17 protein-coding genes are annotated in these 15,483 nt (G+C 35.2%); 4 read left to right on the top strand and 13 right to left on the bottom strand.

Annotated features, from left to right (window positions below; genetic code table 11):
- The first annotated feature begins 111 nt into the window (after positions 1-111).
- A complete protein-coding gene (locus tag ACFYKT_RS00175; RefSeq protein ID WP_389213699.1) occupies positions 112-1,344 on the top strand; it encodes an ATP-binding protein in 1,233 nt (410 codons plus the stop codon).
- A 173-nt stretch (positions 1,345-1,517) separates the two neighbouring features.
- On the opposite strand, the gene menC is transcribed toward ACFYKT_RS00175, so the two are convergent.
- From menC to ACFYKT_RS00140, 7 genes are all read right to left on the bottom strand, one after another.
- Positions 1,518-2,624 carry an o-succinylbenzoate synthase gene (gene menC, locus ACFYKT_RS00170; protein WP_389213696.1) on the bottom strand — a complete coding sequence of 369 codons (1,107 nt, stop codon included), beginning with the start codon at positions 2,622-2,624 and terminating at the stop codon, positions 1,518-1,520.
- Positions 2,625-3,092: 468 nt separating this feature from the next.
- On the bottom strand, positions 3,093-3,863 hold the full coding sequence (locus ACFYKT_RS00165; RefSeq protein WP_389213693.1) for a divergent polysaccharide deacetylase family protein: 771 nt from the start codon (positions 3,861-3,863) through the stop codon (positions 3,093-3,095).
- Positions 3,864-3,965: 102 nt separating this feature from the next.
- On the bottom strand, positions 3,966-5,039 hold the full coding sequence (locus ACFYKT_RS00160; RefSeq protein ID WP_389213690.1) for an ABC transporter substrate-binding protein: 1,074 nt from the start codon (positions 5,037-5,039) through the stop codon (positions 3,966-3,968).
- Entirely contained in the window at positions 5,036-5,839 is an 804-nt protein-coding gene (locus tag ACFYKT_RS00155) for an ABC transporter permease (RefSeq protein WP_389213687.1), read from the bottom strand. Before ACFYKT_RS00155 ends, ACFYKT_RS00160 begins: the two co-directional genes overlap by 4 nt.
- Entirely contained in the window at positions 5,836-6,639 is an 804-nt protein-coding gene (locus tag ACFYKT_RS00150; protein ID WP_389213685.1) for an ABC transporter permease, read from the bottom strand. Before ACFYKT_RS00150 ends, ACFYKT_RS00155 begins: the two co-directional genes overlap by 4 nt.
- Positions 6,629-7,735: an ABC transporter ATP-binding protein gene (locus ACFYKT_RS00145; RefSeq protein WP_389213682.1), complete on the bottom strand. Its 1,107-nt coding sequence runs from the start codon at positions 7,733-7,735 to the stop codon at positions 6,629-6,631. Before ACFYKT_RS00145 ends, ACFYKT_RS00150 begins: the two co-directional genes overlap by 11 nt.
- A gap of 172 nt (positions 7,736-7,907) precedes the next feature.
- A complete protein-coding gene (locus ACFYKT_RS00140) occupies positions 7,908-8,591 on the bottom strand; it encodes a M50 family metallopeptidase (protein ID WP_389213679.1) in 684 nt (227 codons plus the stop codon).
- Between the two features lie 220 nt (positions 8,592-8,811).
- Between ACFYKT_RS00140 and ACFYKT_RS00135 the strand changes: the two genes are divergently transcribed.
- The gene (locus ACFYKT_RS00135; protein WP_389213676.1) at positions 8,812-9,822 is read left to right on the top strand and encodes an AI-2E family transporter; all 1,011 of its coding nucleotides are present in this window, start codon (positions 8,812-8,814) and stop codon (positions 9,820-9,822) included.
- Between the two features lie 91 nt (positions 9,823-9,913).
- Here ACFYKT_RS00135 and ACFYKT_RS00130 read toward each other — a convergent pair whose 3' ends face one another.
- The 5 genes from ACFYKT_RS00130 to ACFYKT_RS00110 form a co-directional block, all read right to left on the bottom strand.
- Positions 9,914-10,534: a hypothetical protein gene (locus ACFYKT_RS00130; RefSeq protein ID WP_389213673.1), complete on the bottom strand. Its 621-nt coding sequence runs from the start codon at positions 10,532-10,534 to the stop codon at positions 9,914-9,916.
- A gap of 298 nt (positions 10,535-10,832) precedes the next feature.
- On the bottom strand, positions 10,833-12,290 hold the full coding sequence (locus ACFYKT_RS00125; protein ID WP_389213670.1) for a DUF4153 domain-containing protein: 1,458 nt from the start codon (positions 12,288-12,290) through the stop codon (positions 10,833-10,835).
- A 71-nt stretch (positions 12,291-12,361) separates the two neighbouring features.
- On the bottom strand, positions 12,362-13,000 hold the full coding sequence (locus ACFYKT_RS00120) for an HAAS signaling domain-containing protein (RefSeq protein WP_389213668.1): 639 nt from the start codon (positions 12,998-13,000) through the stop codon (positions 12,362-12,364).
- Complete coding sequence (locus tag ACFYKT_RS00115) at positions 12,981-13,328, bottom strand: PadR family transcriptional regulator (RefSeq protein ID WP_389213666.1); 348 nt, start codon at positions 13,326-13,328, stop codon at positions 12,981-12,983. Before ACFYKT_RS00115 ends, ACFYKT_RS00120 begins: the two co-directional genes overlap by 20 nt.
- 53 nt (positions 13,329-13,381) lie before the next feature.
- The gene (locus ACFYKT_RS00110; RefSeq protein WP_389213663.1) at positions 13,382-13,960 is read right to left on the bottom strand and encodes a GNAT family N-acetyltransferase; all 579 of its coding nucleotides are present in this window, start codon (positions 13,958-13,960) and stop codon (positions 13,382-13,384) included.
- Between the two features lie 264 nt (positions 13,961-14,224).
- Here ACFYKT_RS00110 and ACFYKT_RS00105 point away from each other — a divergent pair, with 264 nt between their 5' ends.
- Positions 14,225-14,419: a hypothetical protein gene (locus ACFYKT_RS00105; protein ID WP_389213660.1), complete on the top strand. Its 195-nt coding sequence runs from the start codon at positions 14,225-14,227 to the stop codon at positions 14,417-14,419.
- Positions 14,419-14,616 (top strand): YwbE family protein, encoded by a 198-nt coding sequence (locus ACFYKT_RS00100; protein ID WP_389213657.1) that lies wholly within the window; start codon positions 14,419-14,421, stop codon positions 14,614-14,616. Before ACFYKT_RS00105 ends, ACFYKT_RS00100 begins: the two co-directional genes overlap by 1 nt.
- A gap of 74 nt (positions 14,617-14,690) precedes the next feature.
- Here ACFYKT_RS00100 and ACFYKT_RS00095 read toward each other — a convergent pair whose 3' ends face one another.
- Complete coding sequence (locus tag ACFYKT_RS00095) at positions 14,691-15,266, bottom strand: nitroreductase family protein (protein WP_389213654.1); 576 nt, start codon at positions 15,264-15,266, stop codon at positions 14,691-14,693.
- Between the last annotated feature and the right edge of the window lie 217 nt (positions 15,267-15,483).

Here is a 15,483-nt window from a genome sequence, read left to right as displayed (position 1 = left end):
TAGGAGATTATTTTTCTTAATTTTTCAACAATTATCTACATAATTAAAAGGATTCCTCTTCCCTTTTGTGTAATTAAATAAGAAACAACTAGGCATGGAGGAATGGTGTGATTGAAGGATTTTGTAGCAGATTTATTTTTTCACTTCTTTATTATGATGATGATACCGTTAGTAAATATTATCCTTAGCAGATACAGAATAGGAGCAAAAACAAATACTGTTTTTCTTCTGACGATTATATTTTCACTAATACTATCAATGGCCTTTCCTGTACGGGTCTCAGATGGAATGGCCTTTGATTTAAAGTTCGTTCCCATTTTTATCTCATTTTTCTATATTGGCCCTTTAGCGGGCGGAATTGCAATTGGTGCACTAATAGGAATTAATATATTTGGGGAGTTTAATCGTTTAGTAGGCTTAACTATCAATTATTTAGTTGTGATTCCTTTATTCGGTTTCGTTTATCAATGTTATTTACGGGGAGATATAAAGAAGAAATTGTTTATTGGTATATCTTTTTATATGTTGATTACATGCACACGTACAATTGCCTTCATACAATCAGGTCATGTGCATGATTTTTTCTATCTTTTCTCGTTCTCAATCGTGTCATTCTTAACACTGGCGATCATTATTTATTTAATCGAAATGAATAAGCTTCAGCTGACTATGCTGGAGCAATTACAGAATGCAGATAAATTGAATGCGGTAAGTCAGCTAGCAGCTTCAGTTGCACATGAAATTCGAAATCCAATGACAACAATACGCGGTTTTTTGCAAATCATGAAGGATGAAAATAACTTAACCTCCAAACAAGGAATGTTCATTTCTGTTTCACTTGATGAATTGGATCGTACACAGAAAATTATTGGAGACTTTCTATCACTCGCACGTCCAACTACCCCATTATGTGAGTCTATTCAACTTTCAGATACATTAATTGATGTTGCTGAATTCATGCAGCCATATGCAGTCATGTCTAAAGTTAAACTGCAAACAAATATTGAAAATAACCTTTTTATGAATGGAAATACGAATGAGTGTAAACAATTATTTATTAATCTACTTAAGAACGGAATTGAGGCAATGCCCTCAGGCGGTAATTTAGAACTGCACGCATACAGAAAAAAAGATCATGCTATTATTCATATTAAAGATAATGGAATTGGCATCGATTCCATTCAGCTTAAACAGCTTGGCCAGCCATACTATTCGACAAAAACAAAAGGTACTGGTCTTGGTTTAATGATTAGCTTTGATATCATTAAGCGTATGAATGGAGAGTACAAAATTGAAAGTAAAGAAAATGAGGGAACCACATTTAAGATTATGTTCCCTCTGTAACATCCTATTTTCCTCAAGAAACGACAACATCTTGTCCTTGCGACAATTTCAGACTGATAGAATGACGATTCTAAGCAGGAAATGTCTGAAACTGCGCTTTCCCGAGAAATATTAATTGAATATTTCGCAATTTCCCTTTAACCTCCCGGAATCATCTATACCTGGGAGGTTTTTTATGAAAATATCATTTCTTTCGATGTAAATCGCTTAATTGCCTCCGTATCTGGAGCAAAGCCAATACCAGACCCAGTTGGTACCTTAATAAATCCACCTTCTACCACTACCTCAGGATGAATGATATCCTTTTCCCAGTAATGTGATGAACCTGCTGTATCCCCTGGCATAGTAAAATTAGATAACGATGTTAATGCTATATTATGTGCTCTTCCAATTCCTGCTTCAAGCATGCCACCACACCATACTGGAATTTTGTTTTCCTCACATAGGTTATGAATTCTCTTTGCCTCTGTTAATCCACCAACACGACCGCTTTTTATATTAATAATTTCACATGCTTGTAGTTCAATGGCGATTCGTGCATCCTCATACGAATGAATACTTTCATCCAAACAAATAGACGTAGAAATTTGTTTTTGAAGCTGTGCATGATCAATAAAGTCATTAGCAGCGAATGGCTGCTCAATCATCATTAAATCGAATTCATCCAATGATTTAAAAAGATCTATGTCTTTTAAACTGTATGCTGAATTTGCATCGACCATCAGCGGTACATTAGGGAAATGTCTACGAATTTCACGAATCACATCAATATCCCACCCTGGTTTTATTTTTACCTTCATTCGTTTGTATCCCTCTTCTATGTATCCGTCAATTAACCGTATAAGCTCATCTATTGTATTTTGGATACCAATACTGATCCCAACTTCTATCTTCTTTTTGCTGCCTCCAAGTGCAGCTGCAAGGCTTATGTCTTTTTCTTTTGCATATAAATCCCATACAGCCCCCTCAATCGTTGATTTTGCCATATTATTTTTCCGAATAGCTGCGAGTATAGTTGAAACCTGATCGGGGTGATCGAGCTCCTTATTGATCACCGCTGGGATGATAAAATCCTCGAGCATATGCCAATTTGTCTTTACCGTTTCTTCTGTATACCAGGGAGTATCAAAGGCGACTGACTCTCCCCAGCCAATCATCCCACTGTCTGACTTTGCTTCGAGAAGGAGAAAATCTTTATTCTGCATCGTCCCAAAGCTTGTTGAAAAAGGCGATTTCATTCTCATCTTTAAATGACGTAATGTAATTTCACGAATTTTCATTTGTGCACCTCAATTACTAATAATTGCTTTTCATCTTTAATAATAGTAGATAACTTCGTTTCTTTCACGAAATGTGTGTCAACTTGCATCTTTTTTTTGATAAAACATATACTATTATCACGGCCGTCCACCTCTTCCACCTTCGCAGCGACTGCGGGACTAACCAGACCGGAATGTGGACGGCTCTTTTATCTACCAATAATAAGAACAACCCAGTATATAAATACCAGGTTGTTTTTTTGTTGTCTAGGAATTTATAGATTTTGATGTTGTGGATAACTTTGCGACAAGTTTGTCTGCATCCAGCTCCAGCGCCTATCGCCTATCAAACTTCAGGTCCCCTCCCTACGATAAGTCAACATCGGTTCGCTCTCGCTCACCGTGTTTCCTTTATCTCAGTCGCGGCCCTTCCAGTTTGTACGGCGATGACCAAGGCGCTTGCGCATTTGTTCTTTATGATAATGTTTTTTATATTCCTTCATCAAGTAACTCATACCCTGGGATTAGCTTGGATAGTGGTACGAGTTCTGCTTTATTTTTATAAACTGGAATGTATGCATGCAATACACTCACCATAATTGGGCCAGAAACACCCACATGTCCGATTGCTATCAATTGATCACTTTTGTTCAGCTTTCCAGCTAATAGATTTGCTTGTTTCGTTACATGACGTGTTGTATAAACATCATCAAAAAATAAATTATTTTCTAAATAAGGGAGATTTAATTGATTAGCAATTTTCCCTACAACACTTTTTCCTGTTGTTTTGCTATCTAAATAAAAAAATCCATATTCTTTGCACACTTCTAAGACAATCCTCATCACTCTTTCATCCTCTGTAGCTTTTGAGCCCATATGATGATTCATACCGATCGCATGTGGGACATCTTTGATAGCAGCGACAACTCGTTTTCGTATTTCTTCATCACTTAAATCAGTTGTAATTGCTCCTGGTCCGAGCCAGCTCTTCTTTCCTTTCTTCGGCTCCATTGGCAAATGAACAATCACATCATGCCCATTTCGGTTTGCCAGTTCCGCATCTGCTTTCGTACTTGGCATAAAGGGCATAATCGCTGCAGTTAAGGTAATAGGCAGCTCTAATATTTCTTCTGTTCCTTCCATATGGTTCCCAAGATCGTCTATGACTATGGCCAGCTCCCTTTTCATAATCGGTGCCTCTGCAAATACTGGCTGGTTGAAAGAGATAAATAGAACAAATAAGCCAAGCAATTGTTTCATTTCACCACTCCTTTTTTCATTAATTTCTCCACAGTCCTAGAGGAATATGATAAACTTGGCACAAAAAAACTGACTAGCTTTTTCGCCAGTCAGTTTTTTTGATTACTTGGTATGCATTTTAAATTCAAGGAAAAGATCATTATAATGAGCGAGCATTCTTTTTCCTAAGTTTTCATAAACTTCAAGCTTTGAAGTCATTTCTTCATCCGGATAAAAACGTTCGTCATTGACTACTTCTTCATCCATGTAGTTAAGTGCTTCTTTATTTGGTGTTGAGTAGCCGACATAATCCGTATTTTGTGCAGCTACTTCTGGATCGAGCATAAAATTAATGAAAAGATGTGCCGCTTCGACATTTTTCGCTGTTTTTGGAATGACCATATTATCAAACCATAAATTCGATCCTTCTTCTGGAATTACGTATTCCACATTTTCATTTTCCCACATTATTTCCTGTGCAGTTCCAGACCAGACAAGCCCTATTGCCGCTTCTTCATTTTGCAATAATAAGCGATTTTCATCCCCAACAATTGCCTTAATATTTGGCGTTAACGCATCGATCTTTTTCTTGGCTTCTTGCAGGTGGTCTTTGTTCTGATCATTCAACGAATAGCCTAAGCTATTTAGTGACATTCCCAAAACTTCGCGTGCACTATCAACAAGTAAAATTTGATTTTTGAACTCAGGGTCCCAAAGATCATTCCAGCTTGTTAATTCTCGATCTCCAAGTAATTTCGTGTTGTACAATATTCCTACCGTTCCCCAGAAATAAGGAATTGAATATTTGTTTTCATGATCAAACGGCAAATCTAAAAATCGGGAATCAAGATATTGAATATTAGGCAGCTTCGAATGATCAATTGGAAGAAGCAAGTCTTCTTGGATCATTTTATCTATAATATATTCGGAAGGAACGGCAATATCGTAGGCAGTACCGCCTTGCTCTATTTTCGTCAGCATGGCCTCATTTGAATCAAAGGTCTCGTAAATAACCTTTATTCCCGTTTCTTCCTCGAATTGTTTAATCAGGTCCTCATCGATATAATCGCCCCAGTTAAAAATGGTCAGTGTATTCCCACTTGTATATCCCTGTGCAGAATTTAATCGATAGACAATAAATATTAATATGAATGATACGATTAATACAGCCGCTAATGCACGAATGAGCTGTTTCATTGTCTAGCCCCCATTCCATTCGGTTTGCTATTACGTTTAGTAATGAAGTAATACCCGACTACTAAGAGCATCGTAAAAACAAATAACAATGTGGAAAGAGCATTTATATTTAATGAAACACCTCTTCTAGCAAGTGAATAAATTTCTACAGATAAGGTAGTAAATCCATTCCCTGTTACAAAGAAGGTAACAGCAAAATCATCTAATGAATACGTTAATGCCATGAAGAATCCCGCAAAAATGCCAGGTGTTATATATGGAAGTACGACCTTTGTCAAAACATCCCATCTGCTTGCACCTAAATCCAAAGCGGCATAAATCATGGACGTACTCATTTCTTCAATTTTAGGCAGAACCATAATTACAACAATTGGTACACTAAAAGCGATATGTGCAAGTAATACAGAAATAAAGCCTAACTTAATGCCAACCATCGTAAACAAAATTAGAAAGGATGCACCAATAATAACGTCTGGGCTGACAATAAGAACATTATTTAAAGAAAGTAATGTATTCTTCACTCGTCGTCTTCTTGCATAATAGATAGCTAAAGCACCTGCAACGCCAAGAATAGTTGAAATAGCTGCTGACAGCAGTGCGATAATAATTGTATTTAATACGATTATTAGAAGTCTTGAATCCCCGAATAGTTCCTTATACCAATCAAGTGTAAAGCCCTCGAAACGGTACATCGTTCCCCCACTATTAAAGGAATAAAACATTAAATATAGGATCGGGGCATACAAGATGAAAAACATTATTACTAAATAAACGATAGAAAGCTTAGATAATTTCTTCATAAGATCCCCCGCTTTCTTCTTCCAGTGAGAACCATAATTAATACCATAGCGATAATCAAAAAGACAGCGATGGTTGCCCCCATTCCCCAGTCTTGCGTGACTAAGAAATGCTGTTCAATGGCAGTGCCAAGCGTGATCACTCGATTTCCAGCAATTAATCTTGTAAGCATGAATAGCGATAAGGCAGGGATGAAAACAATTTGACACCCTGATTTAACCCCATCAATTGTCAGTGGAAAAATCACACGTTTAAATGTTGTCCATTTTGAGGCGCCAAGATCGTTGGATGCATCAACAAGTGAAGGATTCATTTCATCTAAAGCGTTAAAAATAGGCAAAATCATAAATGGTAAGAAAATATACACAGAAACAAAGATAAAGCTGAAATCTGTGAATAAGATCTGCTTTGTTCCAATTCCAATGACTTCAAGAAAGCTATTTGCAGCTCCATATGTACCAAAAATACCAATGAAAGCATATGCCTTTAACAGCAAATTAATCCAAGATGGCAGGATGATTAATAATAGCAAAAGCTGCTTATGCTTTGTTTTCGTAAGCAAAAACGCTGTTGGGTAAGCCACTAATAATGTGAATAATGTAATTAAAAAAGCATACCAAAAAGAACTAAATGTCATTTTCAAATAAACAGGTGTAAAAAACTTCTTATAGTTCTCAATTGTAAATTGTCCATCAATATCAAAAAATGAATAATATAGTACGAGCAGAATAGGCGTGACAACAAAAAGTGCGATCCAAATGACATATGGAATGAGATAGAGATTCCGTGACTTACTTTTCATAGCTTCCCTCTTCATATGCTTCTAATCGTTTGTCGAATTCTTCTTCTGTCTCACCATGCCTCATAACATGAATCGCTTCAGGATCAAAAGTCAATCCAATTTCCTCACCAACGATTGCCTTCCTTGTGGAATGTACAAGCCATTCATTTCCATCCTGGTCGTTACAACTAATCTCATAGTGAACCCCGCGGAATAATTGGGAATCCACATGCACTCGCAGTTTTCCATTTTCCGGCTTCGTGATTTCTAAATCCTCAGGTCGAATGACAATTTCAACTGCTTCATTTGGATCGAACCCACCATCCACACATTCAAATGTTTTGCCAGCAAATTGCACGGAGAAATCCTTCAGCATAACGCCTGGGACAATATTCGATTCACCGATAAAGTCGGCAACAAAACGGTTAATTGGCTCATCATAAATATCTGTTGGCGTCCCACTTTGTTCGATATTCCCGTTATTGAGGACAAAGATTTCATCCGACATCGCAAGCGCCTCTTCTTGATCATGGGTAACAAAAATAAATGTAATCCCTAATCTGCGCTGCAGCTCCCGTAACTCATACTGCATTTCAGTACGCAGCTTCAAATCTAGAGCGGATAAAGGTTCATCTAATAATATAACCTCTGGTTCATTAACAATAGCGCGTGCAATCGCTACACGTTGACGCTGTCCACCTGACATTTCTTTTATTTCTCTTTTTTCATATCCTTCAAGATTGACAAATCGTAAGGCTTCCTTCACTTTTTGATCAATCTCATTGTTTTTAAGTTTTTTGATTCTCAAGCCAAATGCAACATTTTCATATACATTTAAATGAGGAAACAAAGCATAATCCTGAAATACTGTATTTACTTGACGCTTATTCGCAGGAACATTATTAACTACTTTTCCATTAATAAAGATCTTTCCTTTGGACGGCTCAATAAATCCAGCAATTAATCTAAGAACCGTTGTTTTTCCACAGCCAGAGGGGCCTAAAAGTGTGTAGAATTTCCCTCTTTCAATTTCAAAGCTAACTTCATTCAAAACTGCAGGGTCATTATCATATTGCTTAGTCACTTGTTCAAAACGAATTATTGTATGATCTGTCATTTTTATCTCCTTCAATCATTTTATGTATGTTTGAATTCATCGAAAAAAATCGAAAAAACATAGAACAAACATTCAAACGTAATAATACCATATTCCAATTAGAACAGTCAGGTTTTTATTAAAAAAAGACAAGAATGTAAGTCCCATTACATTCTTGTCTAAATCAAAATTTTTACTTGCTAATTCGATAGCTCCCAATTTTAAATCCAGCTGCTGCAAATGCAATCGCTTGACTTAAAAAGAAAATTCCCCAAAATTGTGCTGGGATAATATGTGTAGCCTGAGCAAGTCCTGTTGCATCCCCTGCTGCATAAGGCTGTGTAAAGCTTAGAAGAAAGATTGTAAATGATGACGTAATAGATTCCACCAATAGAATACTTGCAATCATAAGTAAGAAATGCTCAACTATTGAAGCTGTACCTTTATATAAGAGAAAAATAAAAGCAGCCCCAAACGTAATAAGCCAAAAAATTCCGTAGAAATTTCTAACCCAAAAGACGAGATTAAAACCAATAAATAATAAAAGGATGATAATTAACCATTTGTATTTCTTCCTGCTTATAAAATAAAAGGACAAGAAAGCAATAAGAGAAGAAAATATATAGCCTGCTGCCCCTGTGAAGAAGCCGCCAAACCAGGATGAATGACTGGTGTAAGTGACGCCTTCAGTATTCATAAAAAGGGAAATTTCATGCACCTTTCCCCCAAAAAGAGCAACGATTGCATGGCCAGATTCATGAATGACTGTATTAATCACGCGGAAGTAATTCCCTATAATCGGGGTATTTGTAAGAATAATAGAGATCGCAATAAATAATAAGAATTTCCAACTAATTAATTCCTTTATTTTACTCATTCCATGTCTCCCTTTAAAAAATTCTCTAAATCATATACTTTTACGTTCCAAATTTAGGAAAGTTTCATCATTTAAATTAAATCATGGAATATACTTGAAGTGAATGTGAAAAAGTATCTGTTTTTAAATGAAATCATTATGATTATCTTAACAAATAGACTAAAATAGAAGATAAGAAGAGTAGCCATCCGCTACTGTATATTGGAGGAATTAGACATTAATGGAGACGGTTCAATCTTTATTTCAAAAAAGTGCGATTAAAAGGTTTATTATTTTTGGAATTTTATTATTCGTTCTATACTTACTTAGAAGTATGATTAATTTAATTCTCATTACATTTATTTTTTCATTTCTACTCAATCGTTTAGTAAACCTCATTACTAGGAAGATTAAGTTAAATCGAAAATTAACCGTTCTCATTGTATATTTGGCCATTATCGGGCTGTTAACGATTGGAATTAGCAAATATTTGCCAATTATCATTTCCGAGATCTCCCAATTAATAACACAGATTACGGTATTCTATACACAGCAGCATGAAAATATCATTATTAATTATGTCATGAGTTTTATTGAAACAAACCAAATCTCAAAATACTTAGAGCAAGGATTTACATTTTTACTTAAGTACTTTAGTGGAGTAAGTAATATTGCTATTCAAGTGATGCTTTCCCTCATACTAAGTTTGTTTTTCTTGTTAGAGAAACCAAGGTTAATTGAATTTACTTCGAAATTTAAAAATAGTAAAATTGCTCCTTTTTACAATGAAATTGAATTCTTTGCGAAAAAGTTTGTTCTCACATTCGGTAAAGTAATTGAAGCTCAGTTCATTATTGCACTAGTCAATTGTGGGTTGACAACATTAGCGTTATGGATCATGGATTTCCCTCAATTAATGGGATTATCCATCCTAATCTTTTTATTAGGATTAATACCTGTTGCGGGTGTGATCATTTCACTCATTCCACTTTGTACAATTGCCTATACTCTTGGCGGCTTCATCCAAGTCATCTATATCCTTATAGTAGTCATGATTATCCATGCAATTGAAGCATACATCCTTAATCCAAAATTAATGTCTGCCAAAACAGATTTACCTGTTTTTTACACATTTATTGTATTAATCTTTGGTGAACACTTCTTTGGTGTTTGGGGGTTAATCGTTGGAATTCCAGTGTTTGTATTCCTGTTAGATGTATTAGAGGTAAGGGACAAGAAGATAAAAGAGTAAGCAAAAAGGCAGGAGAAATCCTGCCTTTTTTATGGTTGGGGTTCATACCTGCTCAGTTAACAAAGATAATGACTAAGACAAATCTATTTTTTTATAGGTCAAATTCACGTTCATACGTTTTATGTAGCAAATATCTTTGTACTCCTTTTGAATGTTGCTTTGCCTTTTTCGCATACTTTTTAGCATTTGATAAATTGTTAAGCTTCTTTTCACGTTCAGCTAATAAGGCATTTTCCATCCATTTTGTTGTGATTTTTTCAATTACTTCATCTGCTCCCTCCATATCCCCATCTTCTATTAATATAATTGCTTGATAATATAAACGATGGGAAAGCGGCTTAATATGATCGACCTCAGATTTTGCAGCTGTGATATTTTTAAAATATAGTGCTTCTCCAGTCTTAAGCAGAGCTTGACGTGACTTTTGCGGATATTTTTGTAATAGCTTTTCCGTTAAATTTTTAACATCCTCATCATTTTCATTCGCCATTGCATAGACAATATAAAAATTAGGATTCTTTTTATTTTTTAAAAGAAACCTTTCAATCTTTTCAATATTTGTCTCCCAAAAAAGAGCCTTTAGCATCGGAAACATAACAGCTGCTAAGATTAAGATAATGACTAACCCGATTATAAAAATATTGTCGATCTGAAAAAAATAAAGCGTTAAAAAACATAGTAAACTGATAAAAAAAGTAATAACATACCTCATGTAAACACCTCTTTATAATTTATTATCATAGTATTTTAAAAGAGTCCAACCATTCACTAATGATAATTCCTATTTATTCAATATTTAGATTGGATTTTCCTCCTTTTTCATTTTTTTCTAGTATAATCCTCCCTTACTGGAGTATCAAGATTACGTAGTACAATGGATTAGCTACACTCATGCAGGTTCCTTTATTACTTATTTAATAGAGATGTACGGGCTAGATAATTGGGCGACAATAAAAAGAATCCATTTTGATATAAATAGTCAAAATGGATTCAGTTGAACTGAAAATCTATTATAATTCTAACTTCCCCAACTTTTTATAAGCTTTATCTCTGACAAGATTTTGCGACTGCCATGTATCGAATTTTAGATTTTGCCGTTCTGCTTTTCGCTGTTTTAATAATGCTTCAAGCCCTGGTACATCCGGATTTTTTTCATAAAGCTCGATTAATCCAAGAACTCCTGTAGATGATAAGCTGTTTAAATAGTGGATATCAATTTTCCCTGTTGCCTCATAACGCACAATATTACGATCAACGACAACCTGATCGAAATTGACGATATTCATTCCAACATAATAAATAAGAGAGGAAATGAAGTAAAAATGAAACAAAGAAAGCTTATCAAGCCAGATTTTCACAAGTGTATAGGCAAAGATGATCATTAGAAAAATCATAAACGAATGGACGAGAACTCTTGTAATCGTAAATCCATAAGCATCCTCATACATCGACATTCGCATATATGCGGAGATTAGCAGAACCCCACTGGATAAAACGAGAACAGTTAGCGCCAAACGAATCGTTTTATTCATTACGCCTTGAACACTATTTGTCATCTGAATAACACCCATTGTTACGGACAAGTTAATTAGTGTAACAAAAAGCAGTTCAAAAAATCCTCTACGTGCATATTCTGCATATGTAAAACCATCATCAAGAGTACCACTAAAGAAATACCTAAACTGGACTACAACAAATAAGATATAGACTAAATCCAGAAGCAGCAGCACAGTTAAAGTAATGATGCCATCCATTTGAAATGACTTTAGGCTGCCCTCTTTTTGTACAATTTGAATATTCTTCTCCAAAAGAACCTGCATAAATCCAAAGAATCCAAATGTATAAAGAAGAATAATGAAAACACGAATGATATTTTCCGCCCGTAAACTAAACAAATGTGGGATGTTGTTTAATAACTTTTCAAATTGTGCATCAGCTGAAATTAGCAGATTAAGTACTACAAATAAGAATGGAATAGAAATTACAACACCTATTAGAACCTTTTTCCAAACATCGAAATGCTTAGGATTGCTTGATCCCTTTAACTTATTTGCAATATAGCTTATGAAATTGCCAACATAGCGAATTCCTTGTCCAAGTCTTAAAATCGTGTACAAAATAAACAATAGATTATTCCATCCCATTTTTTTCGGTGAAGTGATTAATGCTAGATGAAAAATAACGAGTGACGGAATAACAAGAAGATTTAATGCATAAAAAAGCTCTGTATCATTTAAATAATAGCCTGCTGCAAGTAGCCATATAGAAATTAATACAAGATAACCGACCCGCTGATGTGAGAACGAATAAGAACGAAACCTCCAGAAAAAGATTGTATAAAATACTGCGATGAAAACAAAGTAAGAGACACCTATTTGCTCCCGAAAAAATGCCTCTTCAGCAAGAATCCCTGCTAATAAACACAATAAGAAAAAGAGCCCGTCTTTCTTTTCTATTTTCAATTCCATTATAAATACCTCCTCATTCATATTGTTATTCTATGTATATAGAAATTCTATGTATGTAATTAAAAAAAAGCTTATACTGAAGCTTTTTTTCCCCATCTATAACTAATTAGACAAATAGGGTACAAAAGAGCAGTGAATAGGATGCAGATTACAATGAAGGTTTCTGTTAATAATGGACTAAACCATTCATGTGGAATGACTCGGAATACTGTTAGTATCATCAGTACCATATTTGGCATTAACGCTAAAAAGAAGGTCCCCTTCATTATCTTTCTACCCTTATGTCCAAATCCCCTGCCAATTTCATAACCAAGCAATGCCCAAAAGAATAAGTAAATCAGTGCGATAATAATCGGAAATGAAGTCAATTGAATCCATAAATTTGTGAGCCAGCGCCAATCAAGAAGATTATGTGCTAAGGTGAGAATCGCTCCCCCAGCAAATAAACATAGATTGACTGCTATGAACAGCCATTTCATCTTGCTTGGTGTAACAGAAAGCTCTTCTCTCCACATATCAGCAATTTCTTTTGGTGTTCCGAATTTTAAATAGACTTGTTCTCGAACCTCTGATTCATTTTGCAGTTTATATAGTCCAACAAGAAGTTCATCCAGATGAGCATCATATTCATTCAATATTGATTCTTTATCAGGATGATTACAAAGACCTTGCGCTAACTCAGCTAAAAACTCATTCTTCAGCCGTTCCATGCTTTTTTCTCCCTATTAACTTGTTCATTACTGAAACAAAGTCGTTCCATTCTCGGGTTTTTTCAAGTAGCATTTCTTTCCCGGCGTCAGTTATTCGATAATACTTCCTAGCTGGTCCCTTCTCCTGCTCCTGCCAGTAGCACTCGATGTATTCCTGCTTCTCAAGTTTATGAAGAGCTGGATACAGTGTGCCTTCCTTAACAGAAAATTCATTGCCGCTTCGTTTTTCCAGTTCCTTTACTAGCTCATATCCGTACATATCCCGTTCTTCCAGCAACTGAAGTAGTAAAAGCGATGTGCTTCCTTTGACCAATTCACGATTAAACATCCTTTTCACCTACCTAGATTTATTAGGTATATAGAAATTCTACACCTCTATATTCAAAATGTAAAGTCTATGTAGTCCTCTTTTAGGATGCTATAAATTTCTAAATCTATCACTCCTTTCCCCGACCATGAATGAGCTTGTCTTAATAACCCTTCTTTCATAAAACCATTTTTTAAGAGGACTTTCTTTGAGACCTCATTAGCTGGCATGACCTCTGCTTGAATCCTATTAACATTCACTTCTTCAAATAAAAATTTAACTAGCATACGAACAGATTCAGTTGCAATACCCTTCCCCCAATAGTCTTCCGCCAAAAAGTATCCGATAGATACCATGTTCACCTTCTGGCTAAAGTCCATAGATTCGATAATCCCCACCAATTGATTCCTTTGGATCTTCTGAAAGATGCCCCACTTTACCCTACTTTTTTTATGAAAGTCCCTTTCAAAATGACCAATCATCTTCCTTACTGTTTGTACATTATGTTTGGGAATAATCCCACAGTATTCAAATACTTTCTCGTTGTCATAGATCGTAAATAGTTCTTGTAAATGTGTTTCTTCAATTTTGTCTAATACTAGTTTTGAAGATTCCAATACTGGGAAATTTCCAAAAATCATTTCTAAATTCATGCTTCTCTCTCCTTAACTTAATTCTCAATATATACAATACAATTCAAAAATTAGGCTGGTTGGTTTAAAGAAGATTACTGCTTGTGTTATTCAAAGAGAAAAGGTATCCTATATTTTAACATATTATTGGTTTCAAATTTGTTCTATCTTAATAAAAGTGATTAAATAGGGGAATGGAAGAAAGCTTAATCTTTTTTATTCTTTCACAAATAATTAAAATAGATTATACTACTAACTATCTTATTCCAATTGGAGGAATTACTTATGACTGAAAATAATCAATCTGAATCACCAAAAAAGAAAATCAGCTTGCAAGAAGCAATGAAAATGCAACTTGAAAACAAAAAGAACCAGGCTTCTGCTGGTAAAGGTAAATCAAATGTCGACCTTTCTGGTAAAAAAATGAAAAGTCAGCAAACTAAAAAACCAAGCAATACCCGCAGAAAAATGGGCAGCTAATGAACGGAAAAAATCGCAAAGATGTATTACCTGGGTTAACAGTTGAAATTATTTTGAAGGCAGATCAAAGAACTGGAAAGCTTACAAAAGGAATCGTTAAAGATATCCTAACAAACTCAGGAACACATCCACACGGAATCAAAGTTAGGCTAATAGATGGGCAGATTGGACGAGTCCAACATATCCTCTCAAAATAAGTAGACAAAAAGCATTCATGGGTATATCCTTGAATGCCTTTTATTTCTTATGTTTACGAACCCTTAGCCAAATCCTATTTATCTATAATCGTTAGAAGCTCTCGAATATCAGTACGTGCCCGAGCAGCAGGTATGTGTTCAGGATAGCCAATCATCAATGTTGCCACTACCTTCTCTCCAGGAGCTACACCAATCTCCTCCCTGAATATTGGATCGTAAATCCAATCATTTGTACGCCAAATCATGCCAATTTCTCTTTCCCATGCTGCAAGTTGAAAATTTTGAATAAGTGTTGAAACAGCTCCATAATCTTCATCCCACCTTCTTTGACGGGGATCTTCGGGCATAATGACTACAAGATGCACGGGAATATCCCGAAAATATTGTGCTTTTTTCTTTACTCTTTCCGAAATGCCGCCATCAACTTGGGGCTGTGAACGAATGAAGGCATTGATAAACTTTTCTTTTCCTTCACCCACATATAATTGAAATTTCCATGGCTCTGTTAACTTGTGATTGGGAGCCCATTTTGCCACATTTAGCAACTCGATAATCAATTCAGGACTAATCGACTCTTTTTTAAAGGATTTAATCGTTCTACGATTGATAATATTTTCTTCGACAGCATTTATCCCCACTTGATGACTCATTCTGAAAATCCTCCTTACATTGCTTCTTGAATTTGTATGTAATTAATAGTTGATTTGAAAACTATTCTCATTTACATCATGTTTTAAGTATAGCATGCCTGTAAGTAATAGCCTAGTCATACCTCAATTGGAATGAATTTGGACATCATTTATTATTGACTTTCATTGCTTAACAAGATAAAAAGCATACCTAATAAGGGTACGCTCTTTGTAATCC

Origin of the sequence: Cytobacillus mangrovibacter, assembly GCF_042865275.1 — a bacterium.
GTDB classification, from domain to species: Bacteria; Bacillota; Bacilli; order Bacillales; family Cytobacillaceae; genus Cytobacillus; species Cytobacillus mangrovibacter.
This window is presented reverse-complemented; position numbering and strand designations above follow the sequence as displayed.